Source organism: Haloarcula nitratireducens (assembly GCF_019599505.1).
The window spans coordinates 1-21,324 of the sequence record NZ_RKLT01000007.1; the positions used below are offsets into that span (position 1 = coordinate 1).

The window sequence follows — 21,324 nt, forward strand, 5'->3', positions numbered from 1 at the left end:
CGCCCGGAGGACCTGACGCTCCACGACGACCCGACCGGCGGCCACGAGTTCGAGGCCGTCGTCGACGTCGTCGAACCGATGGGCAGCATCTCCTACGTCTACCTGCAACCGAGACAGCAGGACCACGAACAGACGTTCATCGCGGAGACGGACGGCCAGCGCCCCATCAGCGAGGGGTCGGAGGTCTACGTCGAGATACCCGACGACGACGTCCACCTCTTCGACGCTCAGTCCGGTGAGACCATCCACCAGCGCAAGCTCGACGAACGGGCCGAAGTCGCCCTCGAAGAGCGGATGCAGACGGTCAGTTCCTCGGACTGAGCCGGTCGTGCCGGGCTGCTGTCGACCGGCTCTTCGAAGACTCGGAGCACCGAACCGAGTCGTCGGCGAATCACGTCTGTTGTCCACCGCTGCTGCCGAAAACGGCGATATTCGAGCGGTCAGTCTCGCACGCTGGCAGCGAGGACGTAGTAAGTATCCCGCCGCTCGTCCGTCCGTAATAGAAATACCCGAGCTTTGCCGGTATCTTTATAATCAATCACGGCCACGTTTCACTCGATCTCAGTATGAAGAGCGCAGTACTGACCGACCAGCGAGAGGTCACAGTTTCGGATCGAGAGCGCCCGAGTCCCGGAGATGACGACGTAATCGTCGAGATCGGGGCGTGTGGCGTGTGCATGACCGACTATCACCTGTATCACGGGACGTTCCCGGCGGAGTTCCCCGTGGTCCCCGGTCACGAGAGTGCGGGCGAAGTGGTCGCCACCGGTGACGGCGTCTCGAACTTCGAGGAGGGCGACCGGGTCGCGGTCTTCCCGGGGATCCCCTGCGGCGAATGCGACTTCTGTAAGGAGGGAAAACAGAACCTCTGTGAGAACACGGTCTCGATGGGCGGCGCGGGCGACGAGATACTCGACGGCGCGTTCGCGGAGTATCTGCGTGCACCCGCCCAGTGTCTCCAGGACATCGGCGACCTCTCGTACTCGGCAGCCGCCTTCGCGGAACCGCTCGCCTGCTGCATTCACGGGGTCGACCGGGCCGACATCGAGAGCGGTGACACCATCGTGATCGTGGGTGCCGGACCGATAGGGCTGCTCTTGCTCCAAGCGTTTCGCGCGAGCGGAGCGGGGACGATCATCGTCTCCGAAATCGTCGACGAGCGTCGAGAGATCGCGACCCAGTTGGGCGCTGACTACGTCGTCGACCCGACAGCGGAATCACTAGCGGACCAGGTCGACGAACTGGTCGACCGAGTCGACGTCGCCGTCGAGGCCGTCGGGCTTCCGGCGACGATTGAAGAGGCGCATTCGCTCACGTCACCCGGTGGAACGACGCTCGTGTTCGGCGTGCCGCCACAGAACGAGAGCATCAAGATCGACCCGTTCGAACTCTACTACCGAGAGCTCGAGATGGTTGGCGTGTTCGCACTCACGCAAAACACCTTCTCACGCGCGGTGACGCTGCTGCAAGGCGACCGGATCGAGACGGAGCGACTCGTCACCGACGAGCTCGGACTCGACGGGCTCCAAACCGCCTTCGATCAGATGGAGAACAACGAGGGACTCAAGAAGATGATCTATCCCAACGGGAGATAGCGGCTCGCGGGTCGAAATCGGTGGAATTCCGCGCGTTGGCGATCACGTTATCGGGAAGCGGACCCGATCGGTCGCTCACGAGTAGCATCTACGGAGGAGTAGCGGTGACAGAATCCCCGGATCCCAGGCTGCAGTGCGAACGTCGGTCTCGCATCCGAGCGAGCACAATGCTTATTTTTTAGTGGACTGTCGACTCTATCATGTTCGATTCGAAGGAAGTCGTCGAACTGTCCAACCCGATCAGTGAGCAGATCCCCGTATGGCCGAGTTTTCCGCCGGTCGAACTCGAACAGACCGCTCTCGCCGCACGCGACGGGTTCACCATGGAGCGACTGGAGATGCGGAGCCACACGGCGACCCACATCGACGCTCCGGCGCACTTCATCCCGGAGGGCAAGACCGTCGACGACTTCTCCATCGAGCGGTTCATGGGCGAGGGCGTGGTGATCGACCTGACGCCGAAAGAGCCCGAAGAGGCGATTACCCGCGCCGATATCGAGGCCTACGAGTCGGATATCCGGCCCGGCGACGTGGTGATGCTCCACACCGGCTGGGACGAGCACTACGGGCAGACGCCCGAGTACCTCTTCGAGTTCCCCTATCTGACCGGCGAGGCCGCGGAGTACGTCGTCTCGCTCGACCCGAAGGCGGTCGGGACGGAGGGAGCGAGCGTCGGCGGCTGGTACGACGAGGTGCCGGCTCACGGCCCGTCGACCGACGTCCACCCGGCCGACTCGCATCTGCCCCTGCTCGAGAACGACGTCATCCCCATCGAGGAGTTGCGGAATCTCGACCAGGTCCTCGACGGCGCGGAGAGTCGGCGCGCGGACTTCTTCTTCCCGCCGCTCAACGTCCAGGGGGCGGGCGGGTGTTCGGTTCGCGCCTTCGCGCTGGTGTAGTCAGCCGAGCGAGCGTCCGCGCCGGAGGTGACAGCGCGATAGGACAGAGGTGACAGAAGGGAACCGCGTCTATCGGGCGAGTCTGACGGCCGTCGATACCGCGTCGATCATGCTCTGTTCGGAGGCGACCCCTTCGCCGGCGATGTCGAAGGCGGTGCCGTGGTCGACGCTCGTCCGGACGATCGGGAGTCCGATGGTGACGTTGACGCCGCTCACCGCGTCGCCGTCGCCGGTGAAGCCGAGCATCTTGATCGGGATGTGGCCCTGGTCGTGATACATGGAGACGACGCAGTCGAACTCGCCCGACGCGGCTCGAACGTAGACCGTGTCCGGTGGCAGAGGACCGGTCACGTCGACGTCCGTCTCGGCCGCCCGGTCGACCGCCGGTTCGATGACCTCGGCTTCCTCGTCGCCGAGGAGGCCACCGTCGCTCGCGTGCGGATTCAACCCCGCGACGGCGACGGAGGGGTCGTCGATACCGAGGTCGCGTAGCGCTTCGTCCGTGACGGAAATCGTCGACGCGACGTCGTCGACGTCGAGGTCGCAGGCCTCCCGCAACGGGATGTGCGTACTGACGTGCGTCACCGTCAGGTCGTCCTCGATCAGCATCATCGAGTAGTCGTCGGTCCCCGTGTAGTCCGCGAGCATCCCCGTGTGGCCCGCGTACTCGCTCCCGGCCATCCGGGTCGCCTGCTTGTTGATGGGGGCGGTGGTTATCGCGTCGATCTCGCCGGCCTGTGCCAGTTCGATAGCCCGCTCGACGTACTCGAGGCTCGCCGCGCCGTTCGCTTGCGAGAGTTCTCCGTACTCGTGGTCAGACACGTTGTCGAGGTCGATTACCGGCAGCGTCTCAGGGTCAGCCTCCGCCTCGAGCGGCGAGTCGACGCGACGGACGGTGAGGCCGGACGCGAACCGCTCCGCCGCGTCCTCCAAGACGGACGCGTCGCCGATGACGACGACGGTCGCCGTCTCGACCAGCGTCGGGTACGACTTGACGATGACTTCGCTTCCGATGCCCGCGGGGTCACCCATGGTAACGCCTACGGTGGGAGTTCGATCACTCATCACGAAGACCGAGACGAGCGAGGGACTTAATTATTGCCTGCTCGTCTCCGAAGCCGCCGGCTTTCGTGACAGCCGCCGCCCCGTCTGCGACGCCCCCTTCGACGGTCGCGAGCGGTATTCCCGGAGCGACGCTTTCGCCGGCCATGCGGAGCGCCGTCGCGTCGAGGCCGTCGAGAACCGCCCGAGCGGTCTCCCCGCCGGTGAGAAAGAGGTTCGACGCCAAGCCGTCACCGGCGACCTCAGCCGCGCCCGCAGCGAGCGCGTCCGTGATCCGCCGTCGCACCGTCGCTCCGTCGACGCCCGCTCGCTCACCGGCCGCCATCGCCCGGTCGACGTCGCCGCGTTCGTCGGCGCTGTGGAGTAGCACGCCCCCGTGTTCGCCGACGGCAGTGATTCCACGGGACGCCAGTTCGGCCCCCGCACCAGACGGGTCCGTGACCGCCGTCTCGACGTCGAGATGTCGCCGCTGGCCCTGTGGCACCGCTTCGAGCTGTTCGAGCGTCTCCGGTGCGACGCTCCCCGAGACGCCGACTACGGGCCGGGTCGGGTCGACGTCGATTCCCGCTCCCGACGGCGTCCCCGGGACGGCGACGTGGCGTGCGAGACCACCGCTACCGACGTATAGACATCGCCCGGAGAGGCTATCAGCCGCCGTGGCGATAGCCGCGAGGTGGCTGTCCGTGACGGCGTCGCAGGTGACGATGACAGGTCCGTCCGTCGAGGTCGCCGACTCGAAGGCCTCGCGTACGGCGGCCGTGCCGCGAGCGACGGTGTCGACACCGATCCGTTCGACGGGATACTCACTCGACGCGAAGAGTTCGGGAAGCGAGTCGTGTGTGGGTGGTCGTTCCTCGTCGTTGCCGGGCGGCGAGTCGGTCACTAACTGACCGTCGACGAGGTGATACCCACAGGCTGTCAGCCGTCCGTTGTCCGGAAACGCCGGCGCGACGACGACGAGGGCGGGGGCGGTCGCTCGCGTCGCGGCGTCGATCTCCGCGCGGACGTTGCCGCGAAGCGTCGAATCGACCTTCTTGAACGCGACCGAGGGGTCGGCGTCTTGGAGAACCGCCCGAACGCGGTCGGCGGCGACAGCGGGTTCCTCGTAGCGTGACTCGGTGTTATACACCGCAACGTCACCCCGTGTCGTCGTGTCAGTCTGTGCAGAGAGCACGACGCTGGTGTCGTAGCCGCGCGTCGCGAACTCGTGACCGGCGTCGCAACTCCCGGTCAGATCGTCCGCGACGACGAGACAGCGGGTCATCGGCGAATCCCTCTCCGTAATCGCGTACGCTGGGCTTGAACGTGAGCGTCCATGGTCCGTATGGCGCGGCGCTCCGTAAAGAAACATTCGCACGGGAACCGACGGCTGCGCGAAAGGGACAACACATAAGGTCCAGATGGGCTTTAGTACGCGTATCCATGGAGTTCGAGTTTCCGGACCGTGACCGTTTGGAGGCCGCCAACGACGCCGACGTGGCCGACCTGCCCCGCGCCTACCGTGTCAGTCGCACCCGGGATCACCCTACCGTCCCCGACGTCACGGAAGCCTCGATAGACGCCGTGACAGATATCCCCGAACTCGACGACCTGGAACCGGGGAGCACCGTCGGCATCACCGCCGGGAGCAGAGGTATCGAGGTTCTCCCGGAAGTCCTCGAAGCGACCGTTGCGGAACTACAGTCTCGGGGCCTCGAACCGTTCGTCTTCCCCGCGATGGGCAGCCACGGCGGAGCGACCCCCGAGGGCCAGCGCGAGACGCTCGCGACGCTCGGTATCACGTCCGAGCGACTCGGGTGCGAGATCCGGTCCTCGCTCGCCGTCGAACAGGTCGGAACCGACTCGACCGATCGGCCGGTGTACGCCGCCGAAGACGCGCTCGAAGCCGACGCGGTCCTGCTCGTCAACCGCGTCAAACTCCACACGGACTTCGAGGGCGACGTCGAGAGCGGGCTCTGTAAGATGGCCGTCGTCGGCCTGGGCAAACAGCGCGGCGCCGACAACATGCACAACGCCGCGCTCGAACGCGGATTCCACGAGGTAATCCCGGAGTGGGCCGGCATCCTGATCGAAGAGACACCGATAATCGGCGGCGTGGGCATCATCGAGAACGCCGCGGAACAGGCGGCCGAGATCCACGGCGTCTCCGCCGCCGATCTCTTAGTGGAGGAGCCGAGGCTGCTGGAGCGCTCGAAGGAGTTCTTCCCCGAACTCCCGGTCGACGACCTCGATTTGCTCGTCGTCGACGCGATGGGCAAGGAGATCAGCGGGACCGGACTCGATACGAACGTTATCGGCCGAGTCCGGTTCCACAATCAGGCGGAGGTCGACGAGCCGTCGATCACCCGGATCTACGTGCGGTCGCTGACACCGGCGTCACACGGAAACGCCCTCGGGATGGGTCTCGCCGACCTCGTTCACCAAGATCTCGCGTCGACCGTCGACTTCGAGGACACGTACGTCAACATCGTGACCAGCGGCGAACCGAACCGGGCGAAGCTACCCTTCGTCGTCCCGAGCGACGCGACGGCGTTCGTGCTCTCGGCGTCGATGACCGGCGTCGCCGGCGCGGGCGATCTCCGAATCGCCCGTATCGAGAACACGATGGAACCCGGAGAACTGTGGGTATCCGAACCGGTCGCCGAAGAACTCGCCGACCGGGACGACGTCCAGATCCACGGAGACGAACCGTGGCAGTTCGACGAGCACGGCGAGCTCGCGATGTCCTGGGAGTGAGGCCAGACGGTCCATCGACGGCCGCGGCGTACCCCCGGAGTGATGACGCCGCGGACGGGGCGCGTACTCCATCACCAAAATTTATTTATATTGGTAGTGGAGATATGGTGTCAGGCCGACTCATACATAACCACCAGCCATGACCACAGACAGTTCACAGCCACGGATCGAAGTGGAACACGTCAAGAAGCGCTTTGGCACCGTCGAGGCGCTCTCGGACGTTTCTCTCGCGCTCAAAGACAACGAAGTCCTCTCGCTCGTCGGCGACAACGGCGCCGGCAAGTCGACGCTCATCAAGATGCTCGTCGGCATCCACCAACCGGATGGCGGCGAGATACGGTTCAACGGTGAACCGGTCACCATCGACGGCCCGAAACACGCCCGAAAGCTCGGGGTCGGGACGGTGTATCAGGACCTCGCGCTCGTCGACGAACTCTCCGTCGCGGAGAACCTGTTCCTCGGCCGAATGCCGGTGAGAAAGGTCGGCGGACTCGTCCCAGTCGTCGATCAGGAGTACATGGCCGAGGAGGCCGAGCGCATCCTGAGCGAGCACCTCAACATCCACGTCGACCCGGACACGCCGGTCGAATTCCTCTCCGGTGGGGAACGACAGGCAGTCGCTATCGGACGCGCTCTGGTTACCGACCCGGATATCGTCCTGCTCGACGAGCCGACGTCGGCGCTCTCTAAGGCAGCCGTCGAACACGTCGAAGAACTCGTAGAACGATTGCGCGATAGCGGCCACTCGGTCATCCTCATCGACCACAACCTCGAGGAAGTCCTGTCCATGAGCGACCGCGTCGCGGTGCTCTTTCAGGGCCGAATCGTCGACGTGGTCGACGCCGCGGACGTCACCCGCGACGACGTGGTCAGCATGATGGTCTCCGGGCACCGCGCCAACGAGGACGCAGACGACGAACTGGCCGGCGATGGATCGGACATATCCTCGTCGCGTTCGTCCACAGCCTGAGTTCTATCGGGTGAGAAGGTAGTTCTGTCCCGTCCCAGCGCAGTGGCGTACATCTCACCCGACGCCACGTTCCCCATCGTTCTCTGGAACTCTAATGCCTCAGCTTCAATCGCTTTATCTACCGTGCTCCGCGTCGAGTCCCCTCATCAAGTCACTCGTAGGGGTCTTTTCGACGCCGATTGACGTCGTTCAGGGGGCTCAGCTCCGGTCTCTAGGACGGCACGGGATCCTCTATCTCTCGTCTGCTGTCCCGTGGTCGCGGGCTCTTCGGCCGCACCACGACCGCTGACTCACGATGTCATTTGGCTAACTTCTCGGACGACTGTGAACTGGAGAACCCGGTTGTGCACGCGAACGAGGACCCGTAAGTCTCCCAAGACTGTGATACTCTCCTATCGTGCCTCGACCTCGCTGGCCGCTTTGGCGAAACCCTTAAGTACCATTACTCGAGAGGTAGGGTTGGAACTCAATCAAAGACCATGATTAGTAGACGCAACCTTGTTCGAGCAGTCGGAGCGGCAGGTATCGCCGGTCTCGCCGGATGTTCGGGCGGCGGAGACGGTGACCAGTCAGGTGGCAGCGACGGCGGTTCTAGTGACGGCACTTCGACAGGCGACGGCAGCAGTGACGGTTCGAGCGGCGACACCCAGCGGTTCGCGGTTTCGACGAAGTCGATGGGGCAGGCCGGCCTGTTCGTGCAAGGCCAGGCCGCGAAGTGGTACACCAGAGACAGGGACGACGTTGAGATTACGATTCTGGATGCCGAATTCGACGCTTCGAAGCAGACCCAAGACGCGATCAACGCGATCAACCAGGGACTCGACGGGATTCTGCTGAACCCCTTCGACGCCAAGGCGTCGAGAAAGATCGTCGAGGCGGCGACCGAGGACGACATCCCAGTGATGAACTTCGACACCGCGACGCTGTCGGAGGACATCCTCATGGGTGCCCTCTTCGGTCAGTACGCCGGCGGGCAGGTCGCTGGTGAACGGTTCACAGAAATGATCGACGAGAAGGGTATCGAGAACCCGAAGGTCATCACGAGCGTCTTCAATTTCGAATCCACGACGAGTCAGGCGCGCCTGTTCGGGTTCACCGAGAACATCCCGGACAGCGTCGAAGTCGTCAACCGAATCGAGAGCGACGGGACGCCCGAGGACTCTGCCCCACAGACACAGAGTGCGCTGCAGGCCAACCCCGACGTCGACGCCATCTACTCCAACAACGTCGGCAGTGGAATGGGTGCCCTGACGGCGCTCAAGCAGATGGACATGTACCACAAGAAAGACAGCGAGGACCACGTCATGGCCTTCGGTATCGACGGCGGTCCCGAACTCAACAAGCGGATCGGGAGCGGGTACTACGACTTCGCGATCGACCAGCCGCTTCACATGTACGCACCGCTGACCCTCGAGTTGATGTGGGGCTATCTCGAGAACGGAGAGAGTGCACTCCCACAGGTGGGAGACACGGTCACGCCCGGCGAGAGCCTCTCGATCCAGAACAAGACGGTCGAGGGAATCCAGCCGTGGTCCGAGCAGTTCTGGGGCCCTGCCGAGATGACTGAGTACGAAGCCGAGGACACCACGTGGTGGCCGTGGCTGAAGTGTCAGCACGCGACGATTACTCAGGACAATGCCGACGCCTCCTACCTCTACGGTAACGTCTACCGAGAGATCGAGGGGTCGAACTAAGCCAAATCACCTGAAGAGACGATGAGTACACTATCTGACGTAAGTTCGGCGATCTCTGAACTCCAGGAGGACCGGACGCGGATGATGCTGTTCGCGCTGGACAATCTCATCTGGCCCATCCTGTTAGTGGCATTTATCGTGTTCTCGATCCTCCTCCCGGAGATATTCACCCAGTACCGGAACATCGAGTTCCTGCTGTACACGAGTGCGGGACTCGGGGCCATCACTCTCGCGGAGGCCATCTGCCTCATCAGCGGGAACTTCGACCTCTCGGTCGGGTCCGTCGCGGGGTTCTCGTCGATGTTCACCGCACTGGCCCTCACGAGTTGGTTCCCGGCGATTCCGGGAGTCGCGGGCATCCTGATCGTCCTCGCGGTCGGCGGGGCGATCGGCTTCCTGAACGGGTTCTTCATCGCGAAGTTCGACGTGAATCCGTTCCTTCAGACCCTGTCGGCCCTCATCGTCTTCGAGGGGGGGATCCTGGTCCTGTCGACGCGATCCGTCTACGATCTCCCAGCTAGCTACCTCTGGCTGGGCGGTGAAGACGTCTCGCTCGGCGGACTGCTCCCACAGTCGGTTCCCGTCGCCGTCCTCTTCATGCTCGCACTCTTCGTCACGGTGTGGTTCGTCCTGGTGAAGACTCGGTTCGGGCGAGCAGTGTACGCGGTCGGTGGCGACGAAGAGTCGTCGGCCGAAGCCGGCATCGACACGGACCGCATCGTCATCGCCGTTTTCGTGCTGTCGGGGATGCTGGCCGCGACGGGGGGCCTGCTCCTGACCGGGTTCAACGGTGGGGCGACGCCGACGCTCGGAACCGCACAGCTGTTCCCCGCCTTCACCGCTGCCGTTATCGGTGGGGTGAGCCTGTTCGGAGGCCGAGGTAACGTGTTCAACGCACTCGGCGGGGTTCTGTTGCTCAGCACCATCGCGGCCGGACTCGTGATGCTGAACATCGACCCGCAGATCGTCCAGACGATCAACGGCCTCGTCCTCTTCGCAGCGATCCTGCTGTACACGTTCGTCCAGCGATTTCGGGGCCGACTGCTCTCGGACCTCTGAACCCCGACGAAACATCTTTCTCCCGAAACTGACCGTGTCGACTCTCGGTCGCGATACGCCTTCGCATCCCTCCGGGTTCGACCTTACTGCCGAGGTTGGCAACTGAAAAACGGTTCGCGTACTACTCGAACTGTGCGTCGTAACTGGTGACGGCCGAGACGACGTCGTCGTAGGACGGCGTCTCGCCGGTCCGGACGAACTCGCGAGCGAGCGCGTTGCCGAGCACGACGGCGGCCGCTTCCGGGAGGCCCTCGACGAGACCGAGGGACAGTCCCGCGTTGAAGTGGTCGCCGGCACTGGTGGTCAACTCCGGAGAGTCGACGGGAGTGACGCTCACGCTCGTCGTCCCTCCGTCGCTTACGACCACGGACTCCGTCACGCTGTGGCCGACGAACCGGTCGACGGCCAGTGAGTCGAACGCGACGCGAGCGTCCGCGACGATATCCTCGCTCGTGTGCGCGCCGAGGACGGCCGCGAGCTCCTTCGTCTCGTAGCGGTTCGCCGAGACGGTTACCTCAACCTCCTCTGCGAGACGGCGCGTCGCCGCGAGGATCGGTTCCAGTACCTCCTCGTCGAGTTCCCGGATGTCCGCGGGGTCGAGCAAGACGTGCTCTGGCGGGTCCGAGAGCTTCGGAAAGACCTTCTCTCGAAGTCCGTCGATGATACCCGCTAGTTCGGGAATCACCGCCCAGTAACCGATTCCGAGGAGTCTCGCGCCATCGAGTTCGTCGACCAGCGTCTCGATACCGACGCGCGACTCGATCGTCTCCCAGTCCAGCGTCGCGGCACCGCCGCTCTCCATCAGCATGAGCTTCCCGTCGTCGAATTCGACGGCGTCGGTGATCCCCGGGTCCCCCAGCGAGTACACGGTACACGCCTCGAATTCCCGCTCGAAGATGTCCAGAACCGGATCTCCGCACATCCCGACGAGCGTCGGATCGAACCCGAGGGTCCGGTACGCGCGAGACAGGTGGCTGACGTGCCCTCCGGTTCGCTGGCCGTGGCGCTCCCACGAGATGGCGAGCGAGCTGTCGGCGGCCGCCGACGTAACGATCTCCTCGCCGAACTCGCGAAGCGTCGTGATGCGTTCGTCGCTCGACGAACCGGCGTTCGTTCCCGCTCGTCGGACGTTATCGACGAACCCGTCGAAGCCGAACACGACCTTCCCGCCGCTCAGTTCCGTCGGGAGGTGATCCCGGCACGACGCCACCGCGTCACGCGTCTGTGGATCCGGATCGCTAGTCGGCGACATTCGTTTCAACTCCGTCGGCTGCCTGTGTTCGTACCCGGAGCACTTCCGGGGCAGAAACGGTGACGTAGGGGCTCTCTGTTGTCCCTGAGAGATGCTCTGTGGGGTGCCTCGATGCTTCGGGTTCAACCGGGCAACACGGAGTACGTCGATCGCTGTCGAGTCGGTTTAGTTCGAGTACTGCCGGTACCCGAGACGCTGCTAACAGACGCATGTGTAGCGTTACATCTGGGGATGATATAAAAGATTATGCCGCGATGCTGTGTGAAGACCTACCGACATTTCGGTAGTCCGAACCAGGGGCACGAGTCATCTATATCTACTTATCGTCACTTTGTGTTTAAATAGTGAATATTTGATATTGTATACCGACTTCTTCCGCCAAATCTGCAGATATGATATCTAATAGGCATATTCTTATATATACAGATATATTGTCCGCGTTTTGTTCTTATATTTCGTCTATATTCATATGCCCATATCTAAATCGGGATAGTGGTAGACAGCCGTCGTCGTCGTTTCCGCGGACGACGCGAACGAGGATACGACGCCGCAGTCGAACTACAGTCGACCGTCGGCGAAGGATCGATCATCAGTAAATCGGAAGAGCGATTCACGGGCGGAGGTCCGGAAGACAGAGATAGCTATCCCCGTATGTGTCCCTCAGACGTACTATTCGTCGGACACTTTATATCGTCACTTGGCCCAAGAATTTATCCCGAGACCACGGCTGTCTATTGACGATGGGTGAGGAGCCTTCGTACGACGATGTACTGGACGGCAGCAGCCCCGCCGAAACGATGGGACACGCCTCGGAGGCCCGCCGTCGCTCCGACGCCGACGTAGACCCCGAGGACGATCTCGACGTTACTTTTCTCGACGTAGAAGCAGCGGACGACGTACCCTTTCCCCGCATCGCCCGCGACCCGGTGCTCCGCGAGATCGGAAACACGCCGCTGGTCCCCCACCCCGAGAACGAGCAGATCGTCTGCAAGATGGAGCGCGAGAACCCGACGCTGAGTCACAAGGACCGCCTCGGTGCGGGAATGATACTCGGGCTCCGACAGATGGGCGAGCTCGACGAGGGTCAGCGCGTCGTCGAGGCCAGTTCCGGCAACACGGCCGGCGGCGTGGCGCTCGCCGCCAATCGCCTCGGACATCCCTGTACGATCGTCATGCGCGAGACGACCAGCCCCGTCAAGCAGGGCTTCGTCAAATCGCTCGGGGCCGAAGTCGTCACCGCTCCGGACGTGGGCCACGAAGAGCACTTCTATTACCAGAAGGTCGCACGCCGCTACGCCGACGAGCACGACGCCGTCTACCTCAACCAGTACGAACGGCCGCTCAACCGCCACGTCCACTACGAGTGGACCGGACCGGAGCTGTACGACCAGATAGAGGGGGAAGGCGTCACGCACGTCGTCGGTGCCGTCAGCACGTGCGGATTCATGACCGGCGTCGCCGAGTACCTGAAGGAGAGGGAACCGGCGATTCGAACGGTGGGCGTAGACGGCGAGGAGTCGAACGTCCACCGGACGTTCCACGACAACGAACTCGGCCAGTACGACGTCGACGTCGAGGGACTGGGACAGTGGCGCGTGACCGACGTGGGCAACCTCGCTGCCCTCGACGACGTTCGAACGGTGCCCGACTCGACGGCGATCTCCCGCTCGAAGCACGAGAGCGCCGACAACGGTCTGCTGATGGGGCTGAGTTCCGGCGCGGCGATGGAAGTCGCCCAGACGATCACGCAGGAGGACGACGATGCGCGGGTCGTCACGGTCGTCCACGACGGCGCGGAGCAGTACTTCCACGACGTCGAAGGGTGGTAGACGAGAGGCCGACTCGCGGGCCGTCTCCGATATCGTATCCGATTCCTATCCGTATAACTGTCTTTCGCGGATGTTTCTCTGGTCTCCGCTCATAGATGTCGCGTAGATGTAGACATACGGATGATTACGCATGTAGACAGACAGTTGTACAGCTGTTGCAGAGAGCCGTCGACGTAATGCGGCGAACGCTCCCTACGTGTCCTCTCCGATACACCTGAACTCGAAGCGCGCGCCGCCGGATTCGCTCTCGGTGATGCGGCACTCCCACCCGTACGCCTCGGTCAGCTCCCTGACGAACGCTAATCCGAGACCGGTGCCGCCCTGCTCGGCAGCCGTCGTGTAGCCGACTTCGAACACCGAGTCCCGGTCGTCTTCTGGGATTCCAATTCCGTCGTCTTCGACGTAGAATCCCGACGACAGTTCGCCGACGGCGATCGAGACATCCTCGCCGCCGTGCTCGACCGCGTTCCGATAGAGGTTCGCGAACAAGTGCTGGAGGTACGTCTCGTCTGCCTGTACCGTCATGTCGAGGTCGATGTCGAGCGACGCCGACAACCCGCCTACGTCGTCCCACGCTTCGCGCGCCATCTCCGCCAGATTCACCGATTCGGTCGTATCGACGGCGTCGTTGCCTCGGGCCAGGACCAACATCACGTCGATCATCGTCTCGATGCGGTCGAACGCATCCGTGACGTATTCGACCGCGTCGGAATCGGTCTCGTCCGGCAGCTGTCGACTGTAGATGTGGCCGATCGTGACCGGATTTCGGAGTTCGTGCGCGAGCATGCTCGCGAAGCTTTCGAGCCGTTCGTTGGACGCTTCGAGTTCCGCGACCAGCTCCTCCAGCTCGGTCTGGTAGGCGTGGCGTTCGATGGCCTCAGCGAGGATGTTAGCGACGCTCTGGACGAACGTGACGTCCTCGTCGGTGAACGACTTCCGTTCGGTGTCGTGCGTGCCGAGGATACCCCACGGATCGTCGTAGGATCCGATGATCGTACTGATGCCGCTACTGACGCCGTGCGCGCGAAGTAAGTCGGGACCCGAAAAGCGCGACTCGGTCGCTAGATCGTCGACGACGACGGGTTCCTTCGAGCGGAGCGTATACGACGCCTGCGAGTCGTCTTCGATCGCCGAGACCGTCCCGGTACCGACGATTCCGTCGTCCCAGCCGACGCCCTGTCGGAGGAGCAGTTCGTCGTTGGACTGATCGAGGTCGAGAACCTTCGCGTACTCGTTGTCGAGGACGTCGGCGACCAGTCTGGCCGCTCCCTCGAAGAGCGCATCGAGGTCCGTGTCCTCGAGCGCGCGCCGACTGAGTTCGGAGACGACCCACTGCTGACGGGCGCGGGCTTCGAGTTCTCGCTCGGACTCGACGCGTTCGGTCACGTCCCGGACGTAGATCGACATCCCCGTCTCCGAGGGATAGGCGTGAATCTCCACCCAGGCTTCGAGCGACTCGTTGTACCAATCGAAGCTGACCGGTTCCTGAGTCTCCATCGCCTCGTGGGCCTTCTCCCAGACGACCCCCGTCTCCGCCTGGGGGAACGCCTCCCAGACGCTCTCGCCGAGCACCGCCGCTTCCTCCCGTTCGATAAGTTCCTCGGCGGCTTCGTTGACGTGGGTGAAGCGCCACTCCTCGTCGAGAGCGATGAACCCGTCGGTTATCCGGTCGTACACCTCGTCGAGTTCGGCCTCGAGTTCGGCGCGTTGGCGTTCGAGTTGCTCGGCCTGGGTCCTCAGTTTCGTGATGTCCTTGACGGCGAGGACGACGTGCTCGGGCGGCGATTCGTCGCCGAACGGCACAGCGGTCACGGACATCCACGCCCGTCCGCCGGGTAGGTCGATTTGACCCTCCCAGTCGGTAACCGGATCGCCGGTCTCGAACACCCGCATATAGGGCCGCTCCGACAGCGGAATCGGGTCGCCGTCCGCGTCGTAGACGAGTTGGTCACCGATAGCGTACTCGCCGGATTCCTCGAGACCGAGGCGGTTCCGGGCGCGCTGGTTCAGTTTCTCGATACTCCCGTCGCGGTTCACGACGAGGATACTCAGCGGGGCGGCAGCGAGAATCTGATCGACGAAATCCCGCTCTCGCCGGAGTTGGGCCTCTTGACGTTTGAGTTCGGTGATGTCCTCGCTGGCGGAGATTATCCGTTCGAGCGAGCCTTCCGAGTCGAACTGCGGGACGGTGTTGACCGAAATCCAGAGGCGGTCCCGTCCGGGGCGGTCGATGGCGATCTCCTCGTTGAACAGCGCCTCACCGGTCTCGTAGACGCGAGCCATCGGCGTTTCGCTGGGAGCGAGAGGGTTACCGTCGCCGTCGTAAAACTCCCACTCGTCGCGATCCGCGGGATCGCCGACGATCTCCTGCTCGGAGAGACCGAGGACGTCCTGTGCGCGCTGATTGGCCATGACCGTCTCGCCGTCGCCGTCCTGTACGGTGATGGCGACCGGTGCCGTCCTCAAGAGATGTTCGGTCAGCTCGTTCTCTCGGCGGAGTTCCTCCTCGCGTTGCTTTCGCTCGGTCAGGTCCCGGGTGACTTTCGTGAACCCCTTTAGCGAGCCGTCGTCGTCCCGGATCGCGGTGATAGTGACGTTCGCCCAGAACTCCGAGCCGTCGTTTCGAACGCGCCACCCCTCGGATTCGATACGGCCGCTCGCCTCGGCGGCCGCCAAGTTCCGCTCCGGGACCCCGCGTTCGGTGTCTTCGTCGGTGTAGAACGTCGAGAAGTGCTCGCCGACGATCTCGTCCGCGTCGTACCCCTTGATTCGCTTGGCTCCGTCGTTCCAGCTGGCGACGTACCCCTTCGGATCGAGGACGAAAATCGCGTAATCTTCCACCGAACGGACGAACTCGGCGAACTGGTCGTCCTCGTCCCACGGCGAATCGATATCGGTGGTCGCGGTAGCTTCCGCTGGATGCCACCAGATGCGGCTTTCGGGACCAGTTTCCTTCGTCTGGAGCACTCCTCGATCGACGAGTCGGTCGAGCGATCGGCGGGCACGCTGACGGTGACAATCGAGCGCATCGGCGACTTCGGCCGTCGTCAGCGGCGTCGATGACTGTTCCAGTCGCTCGAAGACCGCCAGCGTGTCCGCGACGGTGACGTCAGCCCCTTCCCCGGATCCCATGGTAGCGCGTAATAGCTGTAATGTACCCGCCAGCGTTCTTAAACCTGTGGTGCGTCGGGGTTTCGGGTAATCGTAGTGTAGCCCGTCTCCCGTCTCGGCCGCTATCGTCGTATCGGAAATTACTGATCGGAACAGTGCACTAGAACTACCGAAATGGCTACAGACGAGATATGGGCGAGAGAATATAGATATGTAGAATTGCGTTTTGAATTTCGCCATATATAATTATATATACACTTTTCATGGACATATAATGCCTATGTAGAGATATAAGGAGGGATATAGGTACGTTTTTGACAATAAGAATATATTTACTCTAATCCAGATACTAAAAAGAGCATAAATACAATCTTCGGAAGCTGCGAAGACGTATACGAGTCGAAGAGTGGTTCGTGGGAACTCCGCTTTCGAAAGCGATAGATCACCGGTTCGCTCGGTGACCTCGTTCGAGGGAAGACACAGACACCCCTCTATCGATGTGTTCCGACTGTTAGGGGAGTGTGGTGTCGACCGGGACTCGTGGAAAGCACAAAGACGATCGAAGGACGTGTTCGAACCGTGTGGGACACACACCCCTCTATCGATGTGTTCTGACCGACTGTGTAGGGGGGACCGTCGAGCGGAGAGCCGGTAACGAGCGACGTCCCACCGTACAGAGAATGTGCCGGAAGTCGAGAGAGAGCGGCGAAAACTATAGAAATGGCGAAGAGACTCTAAAGCGGCTCTACAGTGGTGTCGAGAGCTACTACGGAAAGTGTACGATCCGGCTGCTTCGTTTCTACCTCCAGAGTGAGGATCCCACCCCTCGGAACACATCGAACACATCGATAGAGGGGTGTGTGTGTGTTGTCGCTAGTAAGCTAGAAGAAAGAAGAAGAAGAACGAATATCGAAGTGTGAGAGGTTCTACATTCTATATTTCGGCTTCTAGCGTTAGAGGTGAGGACACGGCTCTCTCTACCGAATCTGTTTTGACCGCTCTCTCGATGAACCCGCTCGAACCCCCACCCCTTCCTTTCGCTCGAACACATCGATAGAGGGGTGTGTGTGTCCCTTTTTTCCCGAACATATCGTCACTACTTCTGTCTCCTCTCGCATCCGGGAAGCGCGAAATCGCATTAACGCGCTACTGACGAACTCAATAACGGAATCACACATCGATAGAGGTGAGTAACGTTTTTCCCCCCTGAACGTGTCGGTTCGGTCATGGACGCTGACGACTCTGAGACTGACGACACCACCGAGTCGTCGAGGCCGGACGATTCCGAAGCGACGACACAGTCTGATCTCCTGGCGAGCGCGGACGAGCGAACCACGGCCGACGAGGCCGAGTCCGCAGGCGAACTCGACCCGGTTTCTGATTCGAATGCAACTCGGACGAATACAGAGCCGGCTCCGACGACCGAGTCCAGCGAGGAACAGTCGTCATCGACCGAAGATAGAGAACTGTCGTCACCCGAAGAGGGAGAACCGTCGTCTCCCGCTGAGAGCGAGACGTCAGCTCCCGATGCCAGTACGTCGATCTCGACCGAAAATAGCGAGTCAGTCTCTCTCGACGGCGAGGAATCGTCGGCTCGCGACAGCGACGGCTCGCAGTCTATCGAGGACATGCTTCTCGAGTTCGAGGAGCAGGAGGGGCTGATTCGCGACCGCTCGCTGCTCGATCCCAACCACGTCGTCGAGGAAGACCGCATCGTCGGCCGCGACCGGCAGCTCCAGGAAGTAACGAAGATGCTCCGGGTCGCACTCGGTGACAACCGACCGCCGAATCTCTTTCTATACGGTCCCTCGGGGACGGGGAAGTCCCTCATCACCAAGGCCGTCTGTAAGAACATCAGTCAGATCTGTTCGTCGAGGGACATCCGATTCGGGACGGTCGAAGTCAACTGCCAGGACCTCGATACGCTCGGTATCGCCGTCTACGAACTCGGTCGCCGCGCCGCCGACGAAGCGGACGTCGACATCGAGGTACCGAAACACGGCGTCGCCACGAAGGAGAAGTGGGACGAGCTGTATCGCATCGTCAACGAGAACTTCGATTCCGTGGTGTTCGTTCTCGACGAACTCGACATGCTCGTCGGCCGCCGCGACAAACAGGACCCCGCGTTCTCGCGGCTCCTCTACCAGCTCTCGCGTGCGGGTGCCAACGACGAGATGACCGCTCACATCTCCGTCGTCGCCATCTCGAACGACACGAAGATGATGGAACTCGTCGGCAGTCGCGCGCTGAGTTCGTTCACCCCCGAGGACGTCCACTTCGACGATTACGACGCGAACCAACTGCAGTCGATCCTCCGGCGACGACAGGACGCCTTCCACGAGGACGTCCTCGACGACGGCGTCATCTCGCTGGCGGCGGCGTTCGCCGCACAGACCCACGGCGACGCGCGGAAAGCCATCGACCTGATTCGGGTCGCCGGCGAACTCGCGGAGCGGGAGGGCGATTCCAACGTCCGCGAACGACACGTCCGTGCGGCTCAGGACAAGGTCGAGAAGAACCGCGTGTTAGAGGTCGTCCGCGGCATCAGCACGCAGAAGAAGCTCTGTCTGTACGCGACCGCGGCGGTTGCAACGGAGACGGAAGACGAAACCGCCCGGAGCACGACGGGGTATCGCGTCTATCAGTTCCTCACCGACTCCATCGACGCCGACCAGTATCACCAGGAGACGTACGTCAACAAGATGAAGGAGATGACGACCTACTCGCTCGTGGACTTCGAGCGGCGGAGCCACGGTCCGAGCTCGGGGATGTTCTTGGAGTTCCAGTTCGGCGAGCGGCCACGGACCATCCTCGAAACTCTCAGGGAAGACTCTCGACTGGAGATGGTCGCCGCCGATGAGGTGCAGTCCGTCGTCAGGGCGCAGGTCCGAAACGAGGCGTAACCGACGCACGTCGGATCCGACAGACCCCTCTATCGAAGTGTTCTCTGATAACCACACCCCTCTATCGAAGTGTAGATCTCGTTCAAAGGCGCTCTAGTGCCGATATCTCTCAGTGCCGAAGGGTCGGATCTGTCGTCCTCCGGATAGTAATAGGCGAGCTCGAGGCGCTCTCCGTTTCCAAGTAGACCGACGTTCGGGTCGCCCTCTCCGTCGAGGGTTTCGCCGACCGGTTCGCTCTGACGGTCACCCCCCTCTATCGAAGTGTTTTCGCCGATTAGTTCCTTCAGCCACGCTCCCCCCTATCGATGTGTTCTCCCGACGATTTCTCCGAGTAGTCACGCTCCCCCCTATCGATGTGTTCTCCCGACGATTTCTCCGAGTAGTCACCCTCCCCTATCGAAGTGTCTTTTCGACGAGTCCGTTCGGACGGTCTCCCCTCTATCGAAGTGTTCGGTTCCTTCTGCTGTTACCCCGTGTTCGGCCGAAACCGATAGTGAGAGGTTCACTGTACTGATCTCGATTCGATACTGGTCCGTCCACTCCCGATCGATCGACCGGTGTGTCGGAATTCTCGCTGGCGGTCGTTTCCGGTTGCCCAACACTTCGATAGAGGGGTGTGTGACCTCGTTCGATTTCGATACCCACGGGTCAGCGCACGTCTGAGAGGCGAACGACAACAGAGCGACGCCAGCGAGAAAGAGAGGGAGAGAAAGCCGGAAAGAGTGGACTCAACGGAGTGACCGATCGACCACGACAGTTTCACAGCGCGGACAGAGCAACCGGTCGGAATCGATCGAGACGTCGGACAGCCACTCACCGTCTATCGGGCTCTCGTGGTCGCAGGCGGGACAGAACAAGACTGTCTTCGAGTCTCTCCGATCGGGCTCTCGCGAGCGCGGTCGTTCCAGACTCATCTGCCCGGCGAGTAGTTCTGCCCGAAGGCGGCACACACGACGTTCAGAACGAACAGACTGCCGACGAAGTGTGGTGAGGACGCGACGACGCCGGTCAGCAGCGTCATCGAGATGACGATCGGAAGGAGGATCGTCGCCCAGAAGGCGAGGCCCCGAACGGTCGTCACGAGCGCCTCGATGGTGGTGACTGCCGCCGACTGAACGACGGCGACGATCGCGGGCGGGCGTGGAAGCGAGGAGGATGCGGTCGACATGGGTGGGTTCCTTACTCCGACCTATCAACGCATATCATCATATAAGCGCCAGATGATTGGTATCGTTTCAGATTTGTTTACAAAGAAGATCCCGTTTCACCCCATTTTAGCCACTTTCTGAAACTGACGAGGATCGCTTAGATTCCAGGAGACGTTTTAAAGCCGAACCAGAGGCGATAGATGTCGGAACAACCCGATCTATCCCTGTGTCACGATCACGCTCGCCACGGGTACCGGCTCGACCTATCAAAAATGCGGATAAAATCCTCGAAGAGCGGTGACTACGCTCGGTCGCGGACGAACGTCACCGGGCAGGGAGCGTTCAACATCACCGTCTGGGCGGTGCTACCGAATACCGCTTTGCCGGCCGGCGACCGCTGGCGACCGCCGACGACGACGCGGTCGGCGTCCACCTCCTCGGCGATCTCGACGATCCCTTCCCCGCGTCTCCCGGTCGTGGCGCGCGCGTAACAGTCGATGGAGTCGTCGGCCAGTTCTTCGGTTACGACCCGCGTGACGCCCATCTCCGCGGCGAGTTCGTCGGGTTCGATGTCTGCCGTCTCGGCGTCCAGTATCCGCTCCACCGCTTCGCGATAGGACCCGTTATCGAAGACGTGAGCGATCACGACGGTCGCGTCGTTCGGCGGGGCGATCTCGCGAACGGTCGTCACGAGCGAGTCGATACGCGTCCCGTCGCGACCCCCGATGGCGAGCAGTACCGTTTCTAGTCCCGCGCTCGACCTCTCTGCCGTGGGTTCTGCGCTCATCCTATCGGCGTAGAAACGACCGAGGCGTAAAATACTGGCCCCGATTTACTATTATTATAGTAATTATTTGTGCCGGGGGATAGCCTCCCGTAGAGCGCGCTTTCCGGTCTTTACGCGCCCAGTTTCTCTTCGTGGTTCTCTTCTCGGTGGTCGTTCAGTCCGCTCACGCTCTCGAACGTCGCATCGCAGTACTGACACTGATACTGATCTGTCACGAGTTCCCTCCGGCCGGAGCTACGCTGCGCGTCGATGCGAACCTTCCGTGCGAATATTCAGGTC

Annotated in this window: 17 protein-coding genes; 9 read left to right on the forward strand and 8 right to left on the reverse strand. The window is 62.1% G+C overall.

Annotated features, from left to right (window positions below):
* From EGH23_RS16045 to EGH23_RS16055, 3 genes are all read left to right on the forward strand, one after another.
* Positions 1-321: TOBE domain-containing protein (locus tag EGH23_RS16045; RefSeq protein WP_220581003.1), on the forward strand; the 321-nt coding region annotated here is incomplete at its 5' end.
* 245 nt (positions 322-566) lie between these two features.
* Positions 567-1,595, forward strand: a complete 1,029-nt coding sequence (locus EGH23_RS16050; protein ID WP_220581004.1) for a zinc-dependent alcohol dehydrogenase family protein — start codon at positions 567-569, stop codon at positions 1,593-1,595.
* Between the two features lie 200 nt (positions 1,596-1,795).
* A complete protein-coding gene (locus tag EGH23_RS16055) occupies positions 1,796-2,494 on the forward strand; it encodes a cyclase family protein (protein ID WP_220581005.1) in 699 nt (232 codons plus the stop codon).
* A gap of 69 nt (positions 2,495-2,563) precedes the next feature.
* Here EGH23_RS16055 and pdxA read toward each other — a convergent pair whose 3' ends face one another.
* Positions 2,564-3,559, reverse strand: a complete 996-nt coding sequence (pdxA, locus tag EGH23_RS16060; protein ID WP_220581006.1) for a 4-hydroxythreonine-4-phosphate dehydrogenase PdxA — start codon at positions 3,557-3,559, stop codon at positions 2,564-2,566.
* Positions 3,552-4,820, reverse strand: coding sequence for a four-carbon acid sugar kinase family protein (locus tag EGH23_RS16065; protein WP_220581007.1), 1,269 nt, complete (start codon positions 4,818-4,820; stop codon positions 3,552-3,554). Before EGH23_RS16065 ends, pdxA begins: the two co-directional genes overlap by 8 nt.
* Before the next feature lie 158 nt (positions 4,821-4,978).
* Between EGH23_RS16065 and EGH23_RS16070 the strand changes: the two genes are divergently transcribed.
* The 4 genes from EGH23_RS16070 to EGH23_RS16085 all read left to right on the forward strand — a co-directional run bounded on the left by EGH23_RS16070 (position 4,979) and on the right by EGH23_RS16085 (position 10,015).
* On the forward strand, positions 4,979-6,292 hold the full coding sequence (locus EGH23_RS16070) for a nickel pincer cofactor-dependent isomerase, group 22 (protein WP_220581008.1): 1,314 nt from the start codon (positions 4,979-4,981) through the stop codon (positions 6,290-6,292).
* Positions 6,293-6,431: 139 nt separating this feature from the next.
* Complete coding sequence (locus tag EGH23_RS16075; protein WP_220581009.1) at positions 6,432-7,262, forward strand: ATP-binding cassette domain-containing protein; 831 nt, start codon at positions 6,432-6,434, stop codon at positions 7,260-7,262.
* 479 nt (positions 7,263-7,741) lie between these two features.
* Positions 7,742-8,956, forward strand: coding sequence for a sugar ABC transporter substrate-binding protein (locus tag EGH23_RS16080; RefSeq protein ID WP_220581010.1), 1,215 nt, complete (start codon positions 7,742-7,744; stop codon positions 8,954-8,956).
* A gap of 21 nt (positions 8,957-8,977) precedes the next feature.
* Positions 8,978-10,015 carry an ABC transporter permease gene (locus EGH23_RS16085; RefSeq protein ID WP_236044878.1) on the forward strand — a complete coding sequence of 346 codons (1,038 nt, stop codon included), beginning with the start codon at positions 8,978-8,980 and terminating at the stop codon, positions 10,013-10,015.
* A 121-nt stretch (positions 10,016-10,136) separates the two neighbouring features.
* On the opposite strand, the gene EGH23_RS16090 is transcribed toward EGH23_RS16085, so the two are convergent.
* Positions 10,137-11,267 (reverse strand): PfkB family carbohydrate kinase, encoded by a 1,131-nt coding sequence (locus tag EGH23_RS16090; protein WP_220581011.1) that lies wholly within the window; start codon positions 11,265-11,267, stop codon positions 10,137-10,139.
* Positions 11,268-12,007: 740 nt separating this feature from the next.
* Between EGH23_RS16090 and EGH23_RS16095 the strand changes: the two genes are divergently transcribed.
* The gene (locus tag EGH23_RS16095; protein WP_220581012.1) at positions 12,008-13,096 is read left to right on the forward strand and encodes a PLP-dependent cysteine synthase family protein; all 1,089 of its coding nucleotides are present in this window, start codon (positions 12,008-12,010) and stop codon (positions 13,094-13,096) included.
* 192 nt (positions 13,097-13,288) lie between these two features.
* Here EGH23_RS16095 and EGH23_RS16100 read toward each other — a convergent pair whose 3' ends face one another.
* Positions 13,289-16,228 (reverse strand): PAS domain S-box protein, encoded by a 2,940-nt coding sequence (locus tag EGH23_RS16100; RefSeq protein WP_220581013.1) that lies wholly within the window; start codon positions 16,226-16,228, stop codon positions 13,289-13,291.
* A gap of 1,607 nt (positions 16,229-17,835) precedes the next feature.
* Here EGH23_RS16100 and EGH23_RS16105 point away from each other — a divergent pair.
* The gene (locus EGH23_RS16105; RefSeq protein WP_220581113.1) at positions 17,836-19,110 is read left to right on the forward strand and encodes an orc1/cdc6 family replication initiation protein; all 1,275 of its coding nucleotides are present in this window, start codon (positions 17,836-17,838) and stop codon (positions 19,108-19,110) included.
* Positions 19,111-19,838: 728 nt separating this feature from the next.
* Here the strand turns inward: EGH23_RS16105 and EGH23_RS27490 are convergent.
* The 4 genes from EGH23_RS27490 to EGH23_RS16120 form a co-directional block, all read right to left on the reverse strand.
* Complete coding sequence (locus EGH23_RS27490) at positions 19,839-20,024, reverse strand: DUF8106 domain-containing protein (RefSeq protein WP_483867117.1); 186 nt, start codon at positions 20,022-20,024, stop codon at positions 19,839-19,841.
* Complete coding sequence (locus EGH23_RS16110; protein WP_220581014.1) at positions 20,021-20,278, reverse strand: DUF8028 family protein; 258 nt, start codon at positions 20,276-20,278, stop codon at positions 20,021-20,023. The genes EGH23_RS27490 and EGH23_RS16110 overlap by 4 nt, the downstream gene beginning before the upstream one ends.
* A 281-nt stretch (positions 20,279-20,559) precedes the next feature.
* Positions 20,560-21,045, reverse strand: coding sequence for a universal stress protein (locus EGH23_RS16115; protein WP_220581015.1), 486 nt, complete (start codon positions 21,043-21,045; stop codon positions 20,560-20,562).
* Between the two features lie 110 nt (positions 21,046-21,155).
* Entirely contained in the window at positions 21,156-21,260 is a 105-nt protein-coding gene (locus EGH23_RS16120; protein ID WP_220581016.1) for a C2H2-type zinc finger protein, read from the reverse strand.
* Positions 21,261-21,324 lie beyond the last annotated feature (64 nt).